This window comes from Kribbella sp. NPDC023972 (assembly GCF_040639075.1).
In the GTDB taxonomy this organism is placed as follows: Bacteria; Actinomycetota; Actinomycetes; order Propionibacteriales; family Kribbellaceae; genus Kribbella.
This window is the reverse complement of record NZ_JBEZZH010000002.1, coordinates 26011-47784: the sequence shown is the minus strand read 5'-3', so window position 1 is coordinate 47784 and position 21774 is coordinate 26011. Positions and strand designations below refer to the sequence as shown.

Annotated in this window: 20 protein-coding genes; 7 read left to right on the top strand and 13 right to left on the bottom strand. The window is 67.7% G+C overall.

The features are described from left to right. Window positions 1-40 precede the first annotated feature (40 nt). Window positions 41-679, top strand: coding sequence for an HAD-IA family hydrolase (locus tag AB0F43_RS09535; RefSeq protein WP_360473188.1), 639 nt, complete (start codon window positions 41-43; stop codon window positions 677-679). Between the two features lie 386 nt (window positions 680-1065). Here the strand turns inward: AB0F43_RS09535 and AB0F43_RS09530 are convergent, their stop codons facing one another. The 9 genes from AB0F43_RS09530 to ssd all read right to left on the bottom strand — a co-directional run bounded on the left by AB0F43_RS09530 (window position 1066) and on the right by ssd (window position 9078). Further along, window positions 1066-1368: a hypothetical protein gene (locus AB0F43_RS09530; protein WP_360473186.1), complete on the bottom strand. Its 303-nt coding sequence runs from the start codon at window positions 1366-1368 to the stop codon at window positions 1066-1068. Between the two features lie 1259 nt (window positions 1369-2627). Beyond that, the gene (locus AB0F43_RS09525) at window positions 2628-3248 is read right to left on the bottom strand and encodes a response regulator transcription factor (protein ID WP_360473184.1); all 621 of its coding nucleotides are present in this window, start codon (window positions 3246-3248) and stop codon (window positions 2628-2630) included. A gap of 251 nt (window positions 3249-3499) precedes the next feature. Then, entirely contained in the window at window positions 3500-3889 is a 390-nt protein-coding gene (locus AB0F43_RS09520) for an Rv3654c family TadE-like protein (RefSeq protein ID WP_360473182.1), read from the bottom strand. A 374-nt stretch (window positions 3890-4263) separates the two neighbouring features. Further along, window positions 4264-4842 (bottom strand): TadE family type IV pilus minor pilin, encoded by a 579-nt coding sequence (locus AB0F43_RS09515; RefSeq protein ID WP_360473180.1) that lies wholly within the window; start codon window positions 4840-4842, stop codon window positions 4264-4266. Between the two features lie 59 nt (window positions 4843-4901). After that, window positions 4902-5114: a DUF4244 domain-containing protein gene (locus AB0F43_RS09510; protein ID WP_360473178.1), complete on the bottom strand. Its 213-nt coding sequence runs from the start codon at window positions 5112-5114 to the stop codon at window positions 4902-4904. Between the two features lie 138 nt (window positions 5115-5252). Then, window positions 5253-5963 carry a type II secretion system F family protein gene (locus AB0F43_RS09505; protein WP_360473177.1) on the bottom strand — a complete coding sequence of 237 codons (711 nt, stop codon included), beginning with the start codon at window positions 5961-5963 and terminating at the stop codon, window positions 5253-5255. A gap of 81 nt (window positions 5964-6044) precedes the next feature. Continuing rightward, the gene (locus AB0F43_RS09500) at window positions 6045-6857 is read right to left on the bottom strand and encodes a type II secretion system F family protein (protein WP_360473175.1); all 813 of its coding nucleotides are present in this window, start codon (window positions 6855-6857) and stop codon (window positions 6045-6047) included. After that, complete coding sequence (locus AB0F43_RS09495; RefSeq protein WP_360473173.1) at window positions 6854-8011, bottom strand: TadA family conjugal transfer-associated ATPase; 1158 nt, start codon at window positions 8009-8011, stop codon at window positions 6854-6856. The genes AB0F43_RS09500 and AB0F43_RS09495 overlap by 4 nt, the downstream gene beginning before the upstream one ends. Further along, window positions 8008-9078 carry a septum site-determining protein Ssd gene (gene ssd / locus AB0F43_RS09490; RefSeq protein WP_360473172.1) on the bottom strand — a complete coding sequence of 357 codons (1071 nt, stop codon included), beginning with the start codon at window positions 9076-9078 and terminating at the stop codon, window positions 8008-8010. Before ssd ends, AB0F43_RS09495 begins: the two co-directional genes overlap by 4 nt. Window positions 9079-9280: 202 nt before the next feature. On the opposite strand from ssd, the gene AB0F43_RS09485 reads away from it, so the two are divergent. Together AB0F43_RS09485 and AB0F43_RS09480 are read left to right on the top strand one after the other, a co-directional pair. Further along, complete coding sequence (locus AB0F43_RS09485; protein WP_360473171.1) at window positions 9281-10987, top strand: glycosyl hydrolase family 18 protein; 1707 nt, start codon at window positions 9281-9283, stop codon at window positions 10985-10987. A 28-nt stretch (window positions 10988-11015) separates the two neighbouring features. Continuing rightward, window positions 11016-12557 carry a cellulose binding domain-containing protein gene (locus AB0F43_RS09480; protein WP_360473169.1) on the top strand — a complete coding sequence of 514 codons (1542 nt, stop codon included), beginning with the start codon at window positions 11016-11018 and terminating at the stop codon, window positions 12555-12557. A gap of 57 nt (window positions 12558-12614) precedes the next feature. Here AB0F43_RS09480 and AB0F43_RS09475 read toward each other — a convergent pair whose 3' ends face one another. Together AB0F43_RS09475 and AB0F43_RS09470 are read right to left on the bottom strand one after the other, a co-directional pair. Next, complete coding sequence (locus AB0F43_RS09475) at window positions 12615-13364, bottom strand: hypothetical protein (RefSeq protein WP_360473167.1); 750 nt, start codon at window positions 13362-13364, stop codon at window positions 12615-12617. A 100-nt stretch (window positions 13365-13464) separates the two neighbouring features. Beyond that, entirely contained in the window at window positions 13465-14352 is an 888-nt protein-coding gene (locus AB0F43_RS09470) for a LysR family transcriptional regulator (RefSeq protein ID WP_360473165.1), read from the bottom strand. Between the two features lie 71 nt (window positions 14353-14423). Between AB0F43_RS09470 and AB0F43_RS09465 the strand changes: the two genes are divergently transcribed. Both AB0F43_RS09465 and AB0F43_RS09460 read left to right on the top strand, forming a co-directional pair. Next, window positions 14424-15647: an MFS transporter gene (locus AB0F43_RS09465; protein WP_360473163.1), complete on the top strand. Its 1224-nt coding sequence runs from the start codon at window positions 14424-14426 to the stop codon at window positions 15645-15647. 4 nt (window positions 15648-15651) lie between these two features. Next, complete coding sequence (locus AB0F43_RS09460) at window positions 15652-16101, top strand: YbaK/EbsC family protein (protein ID WP_360473162.1); 450 nt, start codon at window positions 15652-15654, stop codon at window positions 16099-16101. A 21-nt stretch (window positions 16102-16122) separates the two neighbouring features. On the opposite strand, the gene AB0F43_RS09455 is transcribed toward AB0F43_RS09460, so the two are convergent. Beyond that, window positions 16123-17028, bottom strand: a complete 906-nt coding sequence (locus tag AB0F43_RS09455) for a helix-turn-helix domain-containing protein (RefSeq protein WP_360474487.1) — start codon at window positions 17026-17028, stop codon at window positions 16123-16125. 465 nt (window positions 17029-17493) lie between these two features. Between AB0F43_RS09455 and AB0F43_RS09450 the strand changes: the two genes are divergently transcribed. Further along, window positions 17494-18306, top strand: coding sequence for an HAD-IB family hydrolase (locus tag AB0F43_RS09450; protein ID WP_360473160.1), 813 nt, complete (start codon window positions 17494-17496; stop codon window positions 18304-18306). A 325-nt stretch (window positions 18307-18631) separates the two neighbouring features. Here AB0F43_RS09450 and AB0F43_RS09445 read toward each other — a convergent pair whose 3' ends face one another. Then, the gene (locus tag AB0F43_RS09445) at window positions 18632-19411 is read right to left on the bottom strand and encodes a cell filamentation protein Fic (protein ID WP_360473158.1); all 780 of its coding nucleotides are present in this window, start codon (window positions 19409-19411) and stop codon (window positions 18632-18634) included. A gap of 24 nt (window positions 19412-19435) precedes the next feature. Here AB0F43_RS09445 and AB0F43_RS09440 point away from each other — a divergent pair, with 24 nt between their 5' ends. Further along, entirely contained in the window at window positions 19436-21658 is a 2223-nt protein-coding gene (locus tag AB0F43_RS09440) for a CDP-glycerol glycerophosphotransferase family protein (RefSeq protein ID WP_360473156.1), read from the top strand. The last annotated feature ends 116 nt before the right edge of the window (window positions 21659-21774 follow it).

The window sequence follows — 21774 nt, the reverse complement described above, 5'->3', positions numbered from 1 at the left end:
GTTCTCCACTCGCGCGCAGACCGGCTGGCATCATCGACGCGTGACGAGTGGAGACCGCCGCACGAGGTACGTCCTCTTCGACGTCGATGGCACGCTGATCGACGCCCTGAGCAACCAGCGCCAGGTCTGGGAATCCTGGGCAACGCACTACGGTCTGAACGCAGCCGAGGTCTACGAGGTAGCACTACGCACGCGCCCGATGGAGACGTTCGCCCAGGTCGCTGCCACCCGTGATCCCCACGAATGCCTAGCCCTCCTACACGCCCTGGAGGACGAAGACGTCCGATCCGGCACCTACACCGCCTTCCCCGGCGCCTCGGAACTCCTCCACAGCCTCCCGCCGGACACCTGGGCCTTGGTCACCTCAAACTACGACCACCGCGTACGCGGCCGCTTCCAACGCACGGGCCTACCACTCCCGAACGTGATCATCGACGCAGCCGCCGTCGAAGAAGGCAAACCCTCCCCCATCCCCTATCTACAAGCCGCCGAACAACTAGGCGCCGCCCCGACCGACTGCCTGGTCATCGAAGACACCCCCTCCGGCGTCCAATCCGCCCTCCACGCCGGCATGACCGTCTGGACCGTAAACACCCCCACCCCACCGACCGGCACCCACCGCCACTTCCCCACCCTCCACAAAGCATCCCCCCACATCCTGACCTTCACCTCCCCCTAACCCCGGCAGCCCCACAACAACACTCAACACCCCACGCCCGACGTTCAAACCGACTCCCGGCCGGCCCAACCGGGACAAACTGCAGCCCCACGCCTCCAACAGATCAAGCGGCCCGGCCAACTGGCCCAGCCCGCCAACCGCAGCACCACTCGTCTAACACACCCGCCCGCTGAGGGCTCGACCGACGGACAGGCGGCGCAGTACGACAACTGCACCACCACTGCTTGAACACACCCGCCCGGCCCATGCCCCCACCGACCACTCAACCGGCCCAGCCAGACAACCGCAGCACCACTCCTCAAACACACCTGCCGCGGCTGATGGCTCGACCAACCAGACCGACAGCGCAGCACGACACCCGCGGCATACCTTCGACACTTCGGCGGCTAGTGGCCGAGCTGATCGAGGAGCCAACGGGGACCTACCGCTGTGGCACCTGTTGGTTCGATGCGTTCGCGCAGGCCGCGGTCGGCAGTGACTACGGTGACCTCGGGGTTGGTGTCAGCGGCAACTGTCTCAGCGGTGACAGCGGCGATGGTGTCGTCACCAGAGCCGTCGGCGAGTACTACCCGGAGGCCGCCCACTTCCGGAGCCTCAGGACCCGAGACCGCACCCCGCGCAGCACCCTCAAGCACCACCACGACGTCGGTCGTCTCCCCCAATCTCTCCTGCAGCGCAGCGAGCTTCACCAACAACTTCCGCGCAGCCCCCGCCCGATCACGCCACCACCCGTCCGGACGCGACCCAACAACATTGGCAGCATCCACCACAATCACCCGCCCACGCACCATGCGCCCAGTCTCTCCCCCATTGACACCGGGACGCGCCAACGGCACGTGGGTAGCGTGGCGACGCTAGGCGTCGGACGAAGGCAGGGCGGATGGCGGCGACGACGGCAAGCGGGGGTGCGACGACTGCGGTCCAGCGACGACGACAGGCGGAGGCGACGACAGGCGGAGCCGACGAACGACGTACCGAACAGCAGCGCGAGCGCGGTGTGACGACCGCGGGCATGCAACGCTGGCACGCAGACAGGCACGCCAACCGCACCCACGCAACAACGGCGGGCGGGTTGGATGTGACGACCGTGAGCGTACGACGGCGCCCGGGTGGACTTGTGTGTGACGACGTTGGGATGTGTGACGAAGGCAGGTGCTGGTGTGGACCGCAGACACGCAATGACAGCACCCAGTCGGGCACGACAACCGCAAGCAGCGCATCAACGGCGGGCCGGTGAATGCTATGACCGTCGGCGGGTGAGGACCACAGGTGGCCGGTGTGATGACGGCAGGTGGCCGGTGTGATGACGGCAGGTGGCCGGTGTGATGACGGCGGGTGTGTGAGGTTTGCGCGGTGGACTTTGACATCACGCCTGAGCAGGCGATTCGTGGTGAGGTTGTGCGAGATGCGATCTGCCGATGCTTGCGGCGCACTGGCTGACGGCGGGCTTTGAGGCACGCTCTTGCGTGAACTCGCGGGGCTGTCCCGCCGCCAGGCGACCGAGGCTCGGCAAATGTTCGATGCGGTGCTCGCGGAGCTCGGGTATCCGGTGGTCGTGGTGGACGTCCCGTACGAGCAGCTTCCGTGGTGCGGTTACTGGGACACATCCGGTGGGCGATCGACCAGATGGACAAGACACAAATCCCTTACGCATCCGCACAAACGCGTCCTCGAGGCCTAGGCGACGTACCCGACCTCTGGCAGCCAGCCCGTGGCGACCAACTGCTCGCGCTATTACGCCAATGGGACGAACACCCCGCCCACCGCATCCGATCCGCCGACCAGATCAGACAACATCTGCACTCCCTCGACGAATCCGACGTCCCACCCTTGCGCTGACCACCGGCGTCCGCCGAACTACCTTCTTTGTCCGGCAGATCTGAGCCACCCGCCGATATGACCATCGACCACACAGCGTGGTCGTCGGTGCGGGCGGGCGGTCGGCTGGCTAGTCGAGGAGCCAGCCGTTGCGTTCGGCTATTTGGATGGCGTCGGAACGGGTGCGCGCGCCGGTCTTGCCGATGGCGGACCAGAGGCGGGTGCGGACGACGCGTTCGGAGACTTCGAGTTTGCGCGCCATCAGCGCGACCGATCCGCCGTCGCGGGCCGCGCGGAGGGTGTCGGTCTCGTCGTCGTCCAGCGGCGTGTCGGAGTACCTGAGGTTCTCGGCGGCCAGGTTGGCGTCGACCACGCGAAGCCCGAGGTGCACCCGTCGTACGGCGTCTGCCAACTGCGGCGCCGGGCTGCCCTTGAGCGCGAATCCCTTGGCGCCGGCCTCGAGACCGCGGCGGAGGTGGATCGGGCGCCCGTACGTCGTGAGCATGACGACGCGGCACTCCGGTATCGACGTGCGCAGCTTGGTGGTGACCTTGATGCTGTCGTTCCCCGGTCCGGCGGTGTCGAGCAGGGCGACGTTCGCCCGGAGCCGCTTCGCGGCGCCGACCACGTCGTCCGAACGGTTGAGCTCGGCAACGATCTCCAGGTCGCGTTCGCGCTCCAGGCCGTTTCTGAGTACGCCTCGACTGAGGATCTGGTCGTCGACCAGCAACAGCCGGATGCGGTCGGGCAAACGAGCCTCCTGGGTGACCGTCCGGGCGCCGGGGAAGTGCGTCCGGGAGGATGGGCAGGACTTCGGTTCCAGATCATGGAGGCCTCGCCTGCGCCTCGTCCAGATCAACGCGGCATCTCTACCAGATTGCGACCAGATCGCGACCGCTTCAGTACCACCCGCTTTCCTCTCATCTCCACCTCTGTTCTGTGCGGTCGCACGATTCCGCGCACGTCGGCGAAGGGCTGGGCCACCAATCACGCAACTGGCGCCTAGGCGGGGCCTGCTCGGGCCTGGGCGGAGAGCGTCGGGCTCGCGAGAGCGGCGAGATTTAGTTGCTTCGTCACCCGAATCGAGATGGTGTCGGCGGTTACTCGGCAGTCGGCTAGCGCAACCTGGTGGGTGGTGGCAACTCGGCGGGCGGTCACGCAGGGGTCGGGGGCACCGGATGCGAGGGATTGGGCGGCGCTCAGCGCTGTTAGGTCGGCGGCGGCCGCGAGGTTATGGCGCTCTGTCGAGATGGCTGCCCAGAGGGTTGCCATGGCTACGGCTGTGGCAACCACCACGCAGGCGAAGAGCGTCAGGAGGCTGCCGCTCCCGCGCTCGGACCGCACCCGCCGACGCCGGTGACGCACTGCACCACCGACCGGCCGGACACACATCACCCTGGCGTTCGACTCGCGCCGGACTGCGCCGCCAGTTTGCAGGCGGCCTACTCCGTTGCCAGTCGGCAGGAGCAGGTCGCGAGTCGGTAGGTGGCGTGCTGCGTCGCCGGTTAGTGAAGGACGTACCGGGTGTCGGCTCGGTGGGTGTACTACGTCGGGAGCTGGAAACTCCAGTGCTGTGCCGGTGTCTGGTGGACGGCGTGCATCCTCGCGGGTTGGTGGGCGGCGTACTTCGTCCCTGGTTGGCGGGCGGCGTACGCCGTCGCGGGTTGGTGGGTGGCGTGGTGTGTACGGCGGTGGCGGGTGAGGGGTTGCAGCGGAGGGAGCGGGTGGGAGGTGGGTCGGGGTTGAGGGCGAGGTTTGGGGTGGGGTCATGGGGACGGGGCCTGGGTCGTGGGCTCGGATTGGAGGGTGGCTTGGGCGCGGATGGGTGGGGGTGGCAGGGCGGAGAGGAGCGGGATCTTGTGGTGGGGGGTGGCGGTGACTGTGACTTGGATGTCGGGGCCGATGCGGGTGATGGAGATGGTTGCGTTGGTGGGGGCCGTGCGGCGGCCTAGTTCTTGGGCTGTTTCGGGGGATTCGCCTCGGGCTACCGCGCGGGCCACGTCTCGGGCGGCGTCGATGCATTGGATGTTGGTGATGACTACGCCGATCAGCCAGGTCCCCAGGAAGAGCAAGGTGAGCAGGACTGGAAGGGTGACAGCGATCTCGGCGGTGATCGCGCCACGCTGAGCTCGCCGGCGGCGGCTGGCAATCAGCGCGGGGGCCCAGATATGGGCGCACCGGACTCTTGCTCTACTACAACGGTCGCTCGCCGTGCCACGCCAGTTCCTAGCTCTGCTGCGCCGGACTCTAGGTGTGGGGCGCCTGGCTTTTGCTGGGCGGCGCGGGTTGGTTGCGGTGTTGCGCGGGTCTGCCGCGGTGGCGCAGCTTGTCGTCGTGGGTGCCATTTTGGGCTCCTTGCTGGGTGGGTCGGTCGCGGGTGAGGGGGCCCGCGACCGACCCGGGGTTAGAGCTGGACGCCTTCTACGCCAGCGAGTTGCAGGGCGTAGTTGATGAGGGCCTTGAGTGCGTTCAGCATCGCGTCGGACTTCAGCAGGGCGACGAGGATGCCGCCGAGGCCGCAGACCGCGACGACACTCACCGCGTACTCGGCGGTGGCGGCTCCGCGCTCGGAGCGGTTGCGAAGACGGTGACGGACCGCCACCAGCGCGTTGGACATCTGATACCTCCCGATCTGTGGTCCGGCTCGTCCGGACCACTCACTGACAAGGTGCCGTCGTTGGAGCCCTTTTTTTGAAGGAGTTTCGGACCTGGGGACAACTCTTCGACCATCCAGCGCTCGTTGCCTGCGGCCCCTTTATCGAGATAGATAAGGGATCAAGGCGTCGGCGATGGTGGGGACGATGGAGAGCAGGACGAAGGCGGGCAGGAAGCAGAGGCCGAGCGGTAAGGCGGTGCGGGATTCGATGGCGCGGGCGCGTTGATCAGCGGCGTGGTGGTGTGCCTGGCGGGTGTCGTCGGCCAGGTGTTCGAGAGTCTTTGACAGCGGTGCGCCTGAACGGAGTGAGCGGTCGATGGCTCTGGCGAAGGGGGCGCAGGCTGGTTCGGAGCGGAGATGTGACCAGGCGTCAGCGGGGTCTGCGCCGAGGGTGAGGTGGTGGGCGACCTCGGCCAAGAGTTCGGCGAGTGGACCGTGGATGGCGGCGGCCACGGTCGCGAGAGCTTGTTGTGGTGGGCGTCCGGCTCGGAGGCAGGCGGCGAGTAGGTCTACTGCCAGCGGGAGGTCGTGGGTGATCTGGGCAGTGCGTTGCCTTGTGGCTGCTGGTTCCAGGCGGGATAGGGCTCTGGGGATGGTGAAGACGGCTGCGGCTGCGAGCGGGACGCCCCATGGAATTCCGAGGGCGAGGAGGAGGCCGAGGGCGGCTGCGGTCGTGGCCAGCTTGTGTAGGCGAGGTGTTTGCGGCCGGGCGCGGCGGGGTTGTGGGGAGAGGCGGCGGAGGTCTGGGTGAGGTGGTATCAGGAGGTACGACGAGATGGCCGCCGCGATTGCAGCCGACGTAGCGGTCATGGATGAAGCTCCGTGTAGAGAGTGGTCCAGGCCGAGGTGGGCTCAGCGAGTGGTCGCGAGGTGGGTCCGCCTCGTGGGTGGTCAAAGATGGGGCCTGGCTAGGTGGGTGGTCCAGTGGAGGCCGAGGGTGGTTAGGGATAGGCCGGCGGCTAGGCAGAGCCAGCCGGTGGGGGTGGCGGTGAGGAAGGTCAGGGGGTTGGCCCCTAGGGAGTAGCCGAGGGCTATGCCGAAGATGGGCAATGCGGCGAGGATGCGGGCAGTTGAGTAGGCGCCGGCCAGGCTGGCTGCGGTTTGGCGGTGGACGGCTTCGTCGGCGCGAAGCGATTCGGCCAAGCGTTCGGTGAGGGCGGCGAAGGCGGCTCCTGATTCGTCGGCGACGCGCCAGGCTGCCGCTAGGGCTCGGAGGCCGGAGGCGCCGGGGGACTCTGCGGCTAGCTCGAGGGCGCCGGGGACGTCACCGCCGAGTTTTGCGGCGGCGTGGGCGACCTGGAACTCGGGGCAAATGGTGGCGGCGCCTTCCAAGGCGTCGATGGGTGGGCGGCCTGCTGTGAGGTCGGCGGCGAGGATGTCGAGTGCTTCGATGATGTGGGCGCGGCGGGTTGCGGCGGAGGTGCCGCGGCGGTGTTGGGTTCGCTGGACGAGGACCAACGCGGTGATTACGGCGAGGGCCGAGACCGAGACCAGGAATTGCATGCCGAGCACAACTCCGGTGAGGGCAGCGATCGGAGCGAGTAGCCAGCGTTGGGGTAGGCGTGCGGCGAGAGGGGAGCCGCCTCGTCGGACGGACGGCTGTGTCGGGCGTGCGGCGAGACGATGCAGGCCCCGGGCCGGGGTGGGCAGGATCAGAAGGACGGTGACCAGGACGAGAAGACTGGTGACGAGGGCGAGGGTCATGCGGCGGCTGGTAGAGGGTTGGTGAAGCGGCGGGCTGCGGGGTGGTGGGTCACGTTGCCGTTGGGGAGGAATTCAATGGCTGGACGGGTGATTACCTGGCCGGTTGGTTGACGGTCGAGGACGTGGATCTCGGAGATGCGGCGGGGGCCGTTGGGGGTTCGGGTCAGGTGGATGACGGCGTGGAGGGCTGAGGCGAGTTGGCTGTGGATGGCTTCGCGGCTGAGGCCGGCCAGGGCACCTAGGGCTTCGAGGCGGGCGGGGACGTCTGTCGCGGAGTTTGCGTGGATCGTGCCGCAGCCGCCCTCGTGGCCGGTGTTCAAAGCACCGAGGAGATCGACAACTTCGGCGCCGCGGACCTCTCCGACGACCAGGCGGTCGGGGCGCATTCGCAATGCCTGGCGGACTAGGTCGCACAGGCTGATCTCGCCGCTGCCCTCGACGTTTGGTGGTCGCGCCTCGAGGCGTACTACGTGCGGATGGTCCGGGCGAAGCTCGCTGGCGTCCTCAACGAGCACCAGTCGCTCGGACGGATCCACCAACGACAGCAAGGAATTGAGCAGGGTTGTCTTGCCGGTTCCGGTGCCGCCGCTGATCAGAAAGGCCAGGCGTGCGTCGACCAGGTCGCGCAGGATCGTCGTACCGGCTGGTGGTAGGGCGCCTGCGGCCACCAGGTCGTCGAGGGTGAAGACCTTGCGGGAGGGGATTCGCAGGGACAGGCACGTGCCAGGTGCGGCGACGGGGGCGAGGACGGCGTGGAAGCGGGTGCCGTCGGAGAGACGTACGTCGACGTACGGGGTGGCGTCGTCGAGGCGGCGGCCGGCGGCTGCGGCCAGGCGGGTGGCGAGGCGACGGATCGCGGGCTCGTCGCCGGTACGGATCGACACCCGTTCAAGGCCGCAGCCTCGGTCGACGTAGACCTCGTCGGGGCCGTTCACCAGGATGTCGGTGATCCCTGGCTCGGTGAGCAGGGTGTCGAGTGGGCCGGCTCCCAGCGCCTCCCGGCGGAGAGCCGCGACAACGGCGAGCACGATGGCGTCGCCGTAGACGCCGCCGTCCGCGCGCAGAGCGGCGGCGACCCGGGCCGGCGTCGGCTCGGCACCGGTGAGCGCCAAGGTCCCGCGGACCCGGTCGATGAGGGCAGTGGAGACGTTCATGCCGCTGCCGATGCGTAGAGGCCGAAGAGATCCAGCAGCTCGGAGGCGGCGCGGCCGAGCGGTCCACGCGGACGCGGATCGAACCGCCCCTGATCCATCGCGGCGGGCAGGTCTCGCTCGTAGCCAACTTTCGTTGCCAGCGGCAATGACAAGTGGGTGGCGACGTCGGCTGCGGACAGTCCGTTCACGCGGGGATCACGGGCCACCACGCGAAGGTCACCGGCGACATCGCGGAGCGGACCGACCAGCCGGTTGGCAGCGGCGACGGATCTGACATCACACGGTACGACGAGTAGCGTCGCGCCGGCGCGGACGAAACCTTCCTCAACGGCGGGATCAGCACGCCGAGGCAGATCGACCACGACCAGATCACTACTGCGTTGAGCCGCGCTCAGCACCGAACTCATCGTCTCCGGCGGCAGGACGGTCACATCGGACCGATCCCAGGACAGCACCGCCAGACCATCCACCGAGGGCAAGGCGGACCGCAACGCCGCGGCACTCACCCGCCCGGAAGCGTTGAGCAGCTTCGGCCAGCGATCACCGACATCGTGCTCGATCCCGAGCGCCAGCTCGATACCACCCCCGAGGGGGTCGCCGTCGATCAGCATCGTCCGGAAGCCGCGCCGGTTCCCGAACACCGCGACAGCCGACGCCAGCGTGGTCGCCCCCGCTCCCCCGCAGCCGCCGACGAACGCGAGCGTCAAGGCCGTCCGGACCCCGCCGTCCAAGGCATCGGCCAGCTTGTCGCCCAGGGCCGATTCGTCCGTGGGTAACCGGAACACCGCCTCCGCGCCGATGTCGAACGCACAGCGATACACGTCATCCCCGTCCGCGAACCCGGCCACAACGACGCCTGAGCGCCGTACCGGTTGAGTGCGGGCGAGTGGCTCGGTGAGGTCGTGGCCGACGACGACCAGTGAGGCGGCATGCCAGTTGCGGCGGAGGCCGAGCAGGTCGTGTTCGACCAGGGGTGTGATCGACGCCGCCGCGGCTAGCCGGAGCAGGTCGTCGAGTAGCACGTCATCAGTAGTTGCCAAGAGCACCGAAGTGGAAGAAGTGTCCATGCCTAGAAGATGCACTCGCGGGACCGTCACTGGACGAACAACTGGAAACCCTGTGGACAAAGGCGTTGTCGGGTTTCCGTCAGCAGCGGGAATCCGCCAGCACGAGGTGGGGACCAACGGCGCCGGGAACCGTTACGGTTCCTTTCGAAGCGTCTTTAACTAAATTTCACCGGACCGCTTCCGCCCCAGCTCCGGAGGACCCATGAGTCGATTACGCCTGTTCGCCGCGACGGCCACCGTCGCCGTCACCGCTCTGCTGACCGCCGCCGGCGTGTCGGCCGCGACGCCCAGCGCACCCCAAGCCCCGGCCGCCACCAGCGGCGGCGTGAAAACGGCGTACTTCGCCCAGTGGGGTATCTACGCCAATGCGTTCTACCCCAAGAACATGATCACCACCGGGATCGCCGGCAAGCTGGACTTCCTCAACTACGCGTTCGCCAACATCCACCCGACCGACCACACCTGCTTCATGGCGAACAAGGCCGCCTCGCAGGACGAGAACAACCCGAACGCGGGTGACGGCGCCGGTGACGCGTTCGCCGACTACGGCAAGTCGTACGGCGCGGACATCAGCGTCGACGGAGTCGGCGACGTCTGGAACCAGCCGATCCAGGGCAACTTCAACCAGCTGAAGAAGCTCAAGGCCCGCTACCCGAATGTCAAGATCCTGATCTCGATCGGTGGCTGGACCTACTCGAAGTACTTCTCCGACGCCGCCTCGACCGATGCCAAGCGCAAGACCTTCGTCAGTTCCTGCGTGAACATGTTCCTCAAGGGCGATCTGCCGGTGATCGACGGCTTCGGCGGCCCCGGTACGGCGGCCGGCATCTTCGACGGGATCGACCTCGACTGGGAGTACCCGGGCTCACCGAACGGTCACGTCGGCAACCACTGGAGCCCGGCCGACAAGCAGAACTTCACGCTGCTGCTGGCCGAGTTCCGCGCCCAGCTCAATGCCTACGGCAACCAGGCTGGCAAGCGTTACTACCTGACCGCCGCCACGCCGGCCGGGCAGGACAAGATCGCCACGATCGAGACCGACAAGATCGGTCAGTACCTCGACTACAACAACGTGATGACGTACGACATGCACGGCGGCTGGGACGCCACCGGGCCGACCAACTTCCAGGACCCGCTCTACCAGGCTCCGGACGACCCGAGTACGCCGATCCCGCCCGGCTCGGCGAAGTACTCGATCGACGGAGCCGTGAAGGCTTGGACCACTGGTGACCCGGCATATGGCATCCCCGGTGGGTTTCCGGCGAACAAGCTGACCATCGGATATCCCTTCTACTACAGGGGTTGGAAGGGTGTCCCCAGTACGGCGAACGGCAAGTACCAGCCGGCCACTGGACCAGCTGACGGTCATGCGATGAGTGGCAACGTGCCAGGGGTCTCCTTCTACAAAGAGCTCGTCGGATTCGTCGACGACCGATCAGCGACGTACTTCGACGACACGACCAAGGCATCGTGGTTCTATCGCAACGGGACGTTCTGGACCGGTGACAACGCCCAGTCGATCAAGGCGAAAGCGGACTACCAGCACTGCAAGGGTCTGGCCGGCGCGATGATGTACTCCCTCGAGGCACTCGACCCGAACGTCACCCTGTTCAACCACGTGGTCAACGCGGTCAACGCCGAGACACCGGGCTGCAGCGGGCCGACCCCCAGCCCCACGCCCACACCGACTCCCACGCCCACACCAACTCCTACGCCCACACCCACCCCTACGCCGACACCCACTCCCACGCCGACGCCCCCCACGGCCACCCCGTGGGCGCCCAACACGGCGTACACGACCGGTGCGCTGGTGAGCTACAGCGGCCTCACCTACAAGTGCATCCAGGGTCACACCTCCCTGACCGGTTGGGAGCCACCGAACGTCCCCGCACTCTGGGGCCGGGTCTGATCACGTACCGCCCACTGATCGGAGCAACATGAAGCGCATCTCGATGGCCCTGGCGGCCGTCACCGCAGTAGTTCTCGCTCTACTGACAGCACCCACTGCCAATGCGGCTGGAGTCACCGCAGCCTTCACCAAGGTGTCCGACTGGGGCAGTGGCTTCGAGGGCAAGGTGACCGTCACGAACGGCACCACGAGCTCGCTGAGCACCTGGTCGGTCGCACTCGACTTCCCATCCGGCTACACGATCAGCAGCTCGTGGGACGCGACCAGGAGCAGCAGTGGTCAGACACATACGTTCACCCCGCCGAGCTGGGCCGGACCGCTCGCTCCCGGTGCCACCGTCACGTTCGGCTTCAACGGCAGCCCTGGCAACTTCCCCGGGCTCGCGGCCTGCCGACTGAACGGCGGCTCCTGCACCGGCGGTGGTGGCGGCACCCCACCCGGCGCACCAACAGGTCTCTCCGGTACGGCGACCTCGTCGTCGGTGAGCCTCACCTGGTCCGCATCAAGCGGTGCAACGAGCTACAACGTGTACCGCAACGGCACGAAGGTCGGCAGCCCGACTGGTACGTCGTACACGGACTCCGGTCTTGCCGCGAACACGACGTACAACTACCAAGTCAGTGCGTCCAACAGCGCAGGCGAGGGTCCGAAGAGCGGCACCATCTCCGTGAAGACCACCACTGGTGGCGGTGAGCCCAGCACCCGACGGGCGGCGCCGTACCTCTACATGGGCTGGGGTGACCCGCCAAGTCCTGCGACCGTCATGAACGCCACTGGCATCAAGTGGTTCACCATGGCATTCATCTTGTCGTCCGGAGGCTGCAACCCGGCCTGGGACGGCAGCAGGCCGCTGCAGGGCAGTGCCGATGCGAATGCGATCGCTCAGATCCGGGCGGCCGGCGGCGACATCGTGCCGTCGATCGGCGGCTGGAGCGGGAACAAGCTCGGCCCGAACTGCAGTACGCCGGAGGCGCTGGCCGGGGCGTACCAGCAGGTGATCAACGCCTACAACCTGAAGGCGATCGACGTCGACATCGAGAACAGCGACGAGTTCGAGAACGAGGTGGTCCAGGACCGCATCCTCACCGCGCTCAAGATCGTCAAGCAGAACAACCCGGGGATCCAGACGATCCTGACGTTCGGTACGTCGACCAGCGGCCCGAACTACTGGGGCAACCGGCTGATCGAGCGGTCCGCGGCACTCGGCGCGAAGATCGACATCTACACGCTGATGCCGTTCGACTTCGGCAGCTCGAACATCTACCAGGACACGGTCAACGCTTCCGTGGGGCTGAACAACAAGCTGAAGGCGACCTTCGGCTGGACGACCGCGCAGGCCTACGCCCACCAGGGCATCTCGGGGATGAACGGGCTGTCGGACCAGCAGGAACTGACCACCACGGCGACCTGGCAGAACATCACCAACTGGGCCAGGTCCAACGGTCTGGGCCGGCTGGCGTTCTGGTCGGTGAACCGTGACCGCGGGTGCGCCGGTGGCGGAGTGGTCTCCCACTGCTCCGGCATCGCACAACCCGACTGGGAGTTCACCCGCATCACCGCGGGCTTCTAGACAATCCGGTACGGCGACGTGCGGCCAACCACCCGCACGTCGCCGCGCCGGCGAACGTCAGCCGGATTTCAGGGCGGCGAGGATGAGGGCGTTGCGGGCGTTCTGGCCCAGGGGGATGGAGGGGTGGAGGCCGTCGCGGAGGTACTTGGCCAGGCGGTTGGGTTTGGCGGCCAGGTGTTCGGCCCAGTGGATGATGCGAAGGTTGTCGTGGCGGCGCTGGGCCTCGGCGAGTTGGAGGTTGATCCAGGCGCTGTTGCGCTGGTCGGAGACCTGGACGGCGGGACCGTGGGCGGTCCGGGCCGCCTGGATGTTGACCCAGAAGACCGTTCGCTCGGTGCCGACGATCTGCATGGTCCGCTCGACCTGGGCGGCCACTGCCGGCGGGGTGAAGATGTCGTTGGAGCCGACCGACATCAGGATGCGGTGCGGCAGGCCGTAGTCCTGGGCCCAGGTGTCGAGCGCGTCGACGGCCGGCGTGACGGGTCGGCCGGCCCAGTTGTGCACAGCCATGTAGATGCCGTGCTGGGCGAGCTGCTTGGCGAGTGACGGACCGTCCTGGACGCCGATGCTGTCGCCGAACATGTAGACGCCGTCGTTCTCCCGGGTCTTGCGGATCTGCGACTCGCTCGAGATCGCGCGTGCCTGCCGCTCCCAGGCACCCAGTACGCCGGAACCGTAGGCACCGGTCGAAGCGAGCTCACCCGCGGACGCCGTGGCAGCCGACGCAACCGTCGACGCCGCGGCAGCCGTACCCGCTGTGAACAGCAGGCGCCGGCTCGCGCGGATCGAACTGAGACGCTTCCTCACGGAGGAAACTGTGCGTGGGAAAGCCCTCTCACTGCAAGTCGACACCGTGGAAATTGGACCAACGCCACGGAAGTCGCTGGTGCCGCGCGGGGGCGTGGACCTAGGTCGACCGCACCGGCTGGGCCCGGACGAAGGTGTGGAACCGCTCGGCCGCCGGGGCGAGCTGGGCCCCCAGGCGCCACGCCATGCCGATCTCGCGGCGAGCCCGGACCCCGGCGAGTGGGATCGAGACCGCTCCACTCTCGTTGCCACGAACCGCACCCGACGGCAACACGGCCACTCCGAGGCCGGCACCGACCAGACTGTCGATGGTGGCGAGGTCGGTCGCTTCGAAGGCCAGCTGCGGGGTGAAGCCGGCTGCACGACACAGCTCCTCGCTGATCCGCCGGAAGTCGAACCCAGGCCGCAGCCCGATGAACGGCTCGTCCGCAGCGGCCGCCAGCTCCACTCGGCGCCGCGACGCCAGCGGGTGCCCCGGCGGGACGTGCAGGCACAGCCGCTGTTGTTCGAGCAGGTGCCAGCCGAACCGCTCCGGATCCGGCCGCGGCGCGAGGATGCCGATCTCGGCCTCACCGCTCTCCAGGTCCTGGACGATGTCGTGAGCCGGCTCCTGCCGCAGTGCGAACCGCACCGCTGGGGCCACCTCACGGAACGCCTTCAGCAGGTCTGGCACCAGACTGGTCGCGACCGAGTGCAGGAACCCGAGCCGGACCGTCCCCGACTCCGGGTCGAGCAACGCGTCGATCCGCTGCCGCGCCGAGTCGACTGCCGCCGTACCGGCTCGGGCAGCCTCCAGGACGACCCGGCCGTACGGGTTCAGCCGCAGGCCACGATGCTCGCGCTCGAAGAGCTGGACACCGAACGCGCTCTCGACCCGGCGCAGCGACCGGGACAAATTCGGCTGACTGGTGCCCAGCGCCGCGGCTGCCTCGGTCAGGTGCTCGGTCTCCGCGAGTACGGCGAACCACCGCAGGTCCTCGAAATTCATACCAGAATCGTATCGATTACCCCCGAGATCGACATTTTACGTATCGACAACCGCGTGGCACGGTCGAAGGCATGCACGCCTCCGTCGCCGTCCACCCCGGCTACCGCCCCGGCGAACCCGGCTACCGCCGGCTGTCCGTCGCGCTGTTCGCGGCGGGTCTGGCGACGTTCGCACTGCTCTACAGCACCCAGCCACTCCTCCCCGAGCTCGTCGAGGCGTTCGACGTCTCCCCCAGCCAGAGCGCGTTCACCGTGTCATTGGCCACACTCGGGCTCGGTATCGCGCTCCTGATCGCGGGTCCGGCCTCAGAAGTGATCGGGCGCACTGCTCTGATGCGTTGGTCGGTCGCAGCGACCTCCGGCATCGCACTGCTCTGTGCAGTGGCTCCGACGTGGCACACACTGCTCGCCCTCCGCGGCCTGCAGGGCGTCGCCATGGCTGGACTGCCCGCTGTCGCCATGGCGTACCTGCGCGAGGAGGTGCACCAGGACAGTCACGCACGCGCCAGCGGCCTCTACATCGCGGGTACGGCGGTGGGCGGCATGGCTGGTCGCCTGATCGCAGGTGGGCTCGCGGACCTCGGCGGCTGGAGGCTCGCGGCCGGCGGCATCGCGCTCGTCGGCGTGATGTGTGCCGCAGTGGTCTGGCTGTTACTACCTGCCTCCCAGAACTTCCACCCGTCCCCAGCGAGCCGACGGCAGCTACTGGCACAGACAGGGCGGGTACTGCGCGATCCGGCCCTGCTCGCCCTCTACGGAATCGCTGCGACCGCGGTTGGCGCCTTCGTCGCTGTCTACAACGGCGCCGTCTTCCGGCTCTCCGGGCCGCCGTACAACCTGAGTGCCGGGGCGGCCGGGCTGGTGTTCACCGTGTACTTGCTCGGGTCGGCTGGTTCGGCGACGGCAGGGTGGCTCGCTGACCGGTACGGACGTCGTACGGTCGTCCCGGTCGGCTGCCTGGTCACACTCGGCGGACTGGCCATCACACTGGCCGCGCCGCTTCCACTGATCGTCATCGGGCTCGCGGTGATGACGGCGGGCTTCTTCGCCGTACACGGTGTGGCCGGTGGCTGGGTGGCCGTCAGGGCGCATGCGGGCGGTGGTGGGACCGGACAGGCGGCGAGCCTCTACCTGTTCTCCTTCTACCTGGGATCGTCGGTCTTCGGCGGTCTGGCGGGAGCGGCGTGGAGTCATGGCGGCTGGGGCGGCGTGGCGCTCGAGGCGGGTGCGCTGTTCCTCATCACGCTCGTTCTGGCCGTTCTCCTGAGGACCGTTCCCAGCAAGGTGCGAAACTAGCCGGGTGACCAAAGCGATCGATGCAGCCGACCAGCTGGGTCTGAGCTACGAGGTGACCAGGCACGGGCGGGTCAACTCCCTGGAGGAGGCCGCGGCCGCGCGGGGTATCGAGCCGGCGAGTCTGATCAAGACGATCGTGGTCCGGCTGTCCGATGACGACTACCGCTTCGTGCTGGTGCCGGGCGACCGCGAGATCGCCTGGCCGAAGCTGCGCGCACTGCTCGGCGTCAACCGGATCTCGATGCCGGACAAGGACACTGCCTTCGCCGTGACCGGCTATGTCCGCGGCACGATCACACCGCTCGGCAGCACGCATGCCTGGCCGGTCGTCGCCGACGAACGCATCACCGGCACGATCTCCATCGGTGGCGGCGACCACGGCGTCGGCATCACCGTGAACGCCGACGACCTGGTGAAAGCCCTCACCGCAACGGTCGCCGACGTCACCGACTAGGCCCAACCAGGAGATCACCGGCTAGGCGAGCAATCCGCGTTGGCCGGCGCGCAAACCGGCCTGGAAGCGGGTCGTCGCGTCCAGTGCCTTCAGGATCCGCTGCATCCGCCGCTCGATCGTCCGCTGCGCCACCCCGAGCCGTCGAGCGATCGCCTGGTCTGTCAGCCCCGCCGCGGCCAGCGCCAGCAACTGCTGGTCCTCACCACTCAAGGGCCCGTCCGAAGCAGAAGGAGCCAGCGGACTCGCCTGCTGCCACAACAGCTCGAACAGCCGCAGCAACGCGTCCAGCAAGCTCGAAGGCCCCAGCTCCACGATCACGTCTGGACCAGTCGGCAGCAGTCCGGTACGACGATCCACCGCAACCAGCTTGAGTGGTACGTCGCGCAGGATCCGGCAACCGGCAGACCGAGCAGCCTCCAGATCAGCCGGGTCGGACAGCGACGCCAGGTCGTAGATCGCCCGGTAGGACACACGCCGCGGCTCGATCTGCAGTACGACGTACGGCGACCGGTCGAGGACCAGCACTTCACTTTGTGCGCTCTGCTGAGCCTGAGAGAACCGCTGTGCGACCGCCTCGGTCCCGCGGATCACCGTGAACGAGTCCTGCCGCCGGAACTCCGTGGTCAGCACAGACGCACCGAGCCTGGCCTCAACGATCGCTGCCTGCTTGCGTAGCGCCAGGAGTTCGACAGCGGCCTCCGGCACGGCCGGCACGTACCTGGCCGGGCGGCCCGTCGTACGCGACACGAGGCCAACCGACAGCAGCGACCGAAGGTGTCTACCTACGCGGGTAGCCGGCCAGCCGGTGTCGCGGGTCAGGTCGGTAGTCGTGGACTCCGGCCGGGCCAGAAGCGCCCGGTAGAGCTGCTCGTCCTCCGAGCGGACACCGAGCGCTCCCAGCACCGGAGCCGGTCGGTAGCTGTGCATACTCACGTGACCAGGTTGATGGCGGCGGCACGCGTTCTCATGACTTACAAACTGTGACTGCTTAACTACATTGTCAAGAGCCTGCATAAAGTGAAAGCGCTCCCACAGTCAGAAAACTGAGGACCCTTCTACATCAGCGCGAGGAGAAACCGCCCCGAGAAAGGCGACGGCCCCCGGCGGGGGGGTGACCGGGGGCCGTCTTCGGCCACGGGCTCGGGGGGAGGAGCCGGGGGCCGATCAGGAGGCGACAGTCTGCCACTGTCAGGGGAAATCTACCCCCTGAGACCGGAGTCCACACATCTCAGTTCGGTTGCAACCGAGACCGCTTCCTCCAGGCGCTGAAGCCGCCGATCAGACGTTTCCAGCCAGTGCCACTGCCACACTGCCAAACAGTCTAACGGGAGACCGGCCCACACAAAAGCCCGGGTCCCTCGGCGTTTCTCCCCGATGCCTATGCTCAACCCCATGGCGCACCCCAGGACGGCCCGAACGGCCGCCTTTTTCGATCTGGACAAGACCATAATCGCCCGATCCAGCACCCTGGCGTTCTCCCGGCCGTTCTACGCCGGCGGGCTGATCAACCGCCGTACTGTCCTGCGCAGCGCCTATGCCCAGTTCGTGTATCTGCTCGGCGGCGCGGACCACGACCAGATGGAACGGATGCGTGAGTACCTGTCCGCGATGTGCACCGGCTGGGACGTGGAGACGGTCAAGGCGATCGTCGCCGACACGTTGCACCACATCGTCACCCCGATGATCCACGAGGAAGCGGTCGAGCTGATCGACCAGCACCACGCGGCCGGCCGGGACGTGGTGATCGTGTCGTCGTCCGGGGCGGAGGTGGTCGAGCCGATCGGGGCGATGCTCGGCGCCGACAAGGTGATCGCCACCCGGATGGTAGTTGCCGACGGCAAGTACACCGGCGAGATCGAGGAATACGCCTACGGCCCGCACAAGGCGACCGCGATGCGGGCCCTGGCCGAGGCCGAGGGATACGACCTGGACAACTCGTACGCCTACTCGGATTCCGTCACCGACGAGCCGATGCTGGCTGCGGTCGGTCACCCCTTCGCGGTCAATCCGGACAAAGCGTTACGGCGGATCGCGGTCGCCCGGAACTGGCCGGTACTCGACTTCAACGAGCCGGTCGGGCTGACCGAGCGCGGCCGTTTTCGTGAGGTACGGCGACCCGCCGCGGCCACCGTGGCCGTCGCCGGAGTCGCCGCCTGGGCACTGTTCCTGGCCGCCCGATGGCGCGCCCGCCGGACCGACAGCTGAACCGGAACGACGCCGAAAAACCACCGGCGGCAGCCCTCGGCGGCACCGGGAAGCTGAAGGTCGCTTCAATGTTCTCAAGTCCATGAAGGTCACGTAAGCCCTTCACAGAAAGGGTTTTCAGGAGTACAAAGGAAGCACAAAGGACCTTCGGGTCCGGTAGAGATTGCACGGCATCCAGGCACCCACGCGGCGACCAGCCCATCCCAACCGGGCAGCGCGACCCAGGCAAGTCCTGTGGCGGCAGACAGGTGCACGCATGGTAACCGGGATGACGTGCCAGCGACGGCGTTCTCATCAGAGAACGCCGTTCGCATGTGCGCAACCCTCAGCCGAGGCGCGCCAGCGGCGAGCGTTCGGCACCGAGTGCCACGACCTCACAGGTCCGCAGCAACCAGTCACGGACCCCGGTCAGTCCTCGCGCTGCGTAGTCGCCGAGCCCGGACGGATAGGTGCCTGCCAACTCATAGTGACCGACCTCCGGCACGGTGACCGCGACCGGATCGATGCCTCGGGCAACTAAGAGGCTGCGCTCGGCGGCTCGCGCGACCAATCCGTTGGCGGTCGGGAAGGGCCGCAGGATGGCAAGCTCGGCATGCACGATCGCCGCGACCACCAGACCCGGCGCCTTGGTCGGGCGGGTGAGGTTCTGCGCCAGCGCGCTGAGCCGCTCCCACATCTCGTCGGCACCCGGCGCCGGTGGCAGCCCCGGGATGTCGTCCGGCACCGGCTCGCGACTGGTCCGCAGATGGCCCAACTGGTCTTCCGGGCCCAGATCGGCAGCGGCCAACTGGTGCAGTCTGGTCCAGACCTGCACCGGCGCGGTGTCCACCTGGGGAGCGAGTCGCATCAGCTCGCCGGTGATCCGGACCGCGCCCATGGCCAGTCCGTCGCCGGCGCCGCGCCGTACCTCGTCCAGTGTTGCCGGGCTGCCGGCCAGGGCGGCTGAGGCGTGGGCGCCGCGCAGCAGCGCCTCGGCGGTCATGTCCGAGCCGACCTTGCGCAGGCCGCGATCCCGGAGCAGGACGTCCACCGCATCCCGGGCCGCCCGGGCCGCCGAACCGACCCCTTCCAGACCAGCTAGCGGCTCGAACACATCTGTACTCATGACTGCAGCCTAGGATGACGTGGCATGGTGCTCGGTATCGTCCCCAAGTTCAGCATCGTGGTTCCCTGCCATGGCTCGCGGGCGTGGTTGCGGCCGTGCCTGGACTCGGTGCTCGGTCAGTCGTTCACCGATTTCGAGATCATCGGGGTGGATGATGCCGACGCCGATGGCTCCGGCCGGATCCTGGACGAGTACGCCGCCGCCGACCCGCGGGTGCGGGTGCTGCACCTGGACGAGAACGTCGGTTTGGGCCCGGCCCGGAACGCCGGCCTGAAGGAGTGCCGCGGGGACTACGTGCTGTTCCTGGACGCCGACGACCTGTACCTGCCCGGCTCGCTGGAGGCGATCGCGGCCCGGATCGACGCGACGGACCAGCCGGACATCCTGATGTTCGACTACGAGCGGGTCTTCTGGGACGGCCGGGTGGTCGGCAACCAGCGGCACGACGCCTTCGCCGGGCACGGCGCCGGCGTGTTCACCGCGGCGGAGCGGCCGATCTTCCTGACCTTCCTCGAAGTGGTCTGGAACAAAGCCTGCCGGCGGGACTTCCTGACCCGGCACGGCTTCGCGTTCACCGCCGGTTTCTACGAGGACGCGCCCTGGACGTACTCGACCATGCTGACCGCCGAGCGGATCGCCACGCTGGACCGGGTGGTCGTGCACTACCGGCAGCACCGGACCGGCGGCAACATCCACGCCACCCGCGGCCGCAAGCAGTGGGACATCTTCGACCAGTACGACCGGGTGCACGCGTTCATCCAGTCCGATCCGGAGCTGGCCGGCTGGCGGCGGTTCGCGTTCGACCGGTCACTGGACCACATCCTCGCCGTACTGGCGAAGCCGGAGCGGATCGCTCCGGAGGACCGGGCCGAGTTCTTCCACGCGGCCCATGCGTTCGCGAAGCGCTGGAAGCCGGAGGGTTACAGCACCGAGCGCACCCGCCGCGGGTTCAAGCGCTGGCTGCTCATCCACGACGACTACGCGACGTACTCCACGCTCAAGCTGAGTGCCAAGGTGCTGCAGGTCCCGAGCGCGCGCAGGAGCGTCGGCAAGCTGCTGCACCGCGGCAAGCTCGACCCGAACCTGGCCGCCTACTGCTCCTACTGGTTCAAGCAGTACGCGTGCAACCCGCGCGCGATCTACGAGAAGGCCCTCGAGCTGGCTCCGCACCTGCGTGGCGTCTGGGTCGTGGATGCCGACCACGTCGACGTGATCCCAGAGGGCGTCGAGTACGTCGTCGCGGGCTCCCCGGCGTACCAGAAGCTGCTGGAACGGGCGACGTACTTCATCAGCAACATGAACTGGCCGAAGGAGCTGGAGAAGCGGGAGGGCCAGATCCACCTGCAGACCCAGCACGGTACGCCGCTCAAGACGATGGGGACCGACCTGCGGCACTTCCCGCTGGCCGGCAGGGACCTGGATCTCGACGAGCTGATGCGGCAGACCGACCGGTGGGACTTCAACATCTCCTCGAACCGGTACTCCTCGGAGATCTGGGAGCGGACCTACCCGGCGTACTTCGAGGAGCTCGAGTACGGCTTTCCGCGCAACGACCGGCTGATCAACGCGGCCATCGACGACGTCCGCGCGATCCGGGCCGGGTTCGGCTTCGACGACTCGCACCTCGTGGTGATGTACGCGCCGACGTTCCGGGACGGAGTCGACTCCGTGCGGCTCCCGACCGGCCTGGTCGACCTCGGTGGAACCGGTATCCACCTCGATCTCGACCGGCTGGCCTCGTCGGTCGGTGAGCACGGCCGGGTGCTGGTGCGGACGCACTACTCGCTGTCGGCGGAGCCGGAGGTTCACTCGGGCAAGGTGATCGACGTCTCCCGGTATCCGCGGGTCGAGGATCTGATGCTGGCGGCCGACGTACTGATCTCGGACTACTCCTCGATCACCTTCGACTACGCGAACCTCGACCGGCCGATCCTGCTGCTGGTCGAGGACAAGAGCTTCTACGACGGCCGACGCGGCACGTACTTCGACATCACCGAGTTCCCGCCCGGTCTGGTCGCGCGGTCACCCGAGGAGTTGCTGACCGTCTTGCAGACCGGCGCTTTCGCGTCCGCGGAGGCGGCCAAGCACCGCCAGCTGTACCGGGAGAAGTTCTGCGAGTACGACGACGGACGCGCGGCCGAACGAGTGGTCCGGCGAGTGTTCCTGGGCGAGACCGACATACCGCCGATCGTGCCACTGGCCCAGCGGAAACCGGCACCCTCGGCGTACTTCATGCATAATGGCTGACATGTCGATCAGCCTGGAGTCCGTGAGCGCGCTGCGCCGGCGGTCCAGCCTGCGACGACGACGCACTGTCTGAACACCTCGTCGTTCCAGTGCGCCATCCTCCATTGGCACAGTTC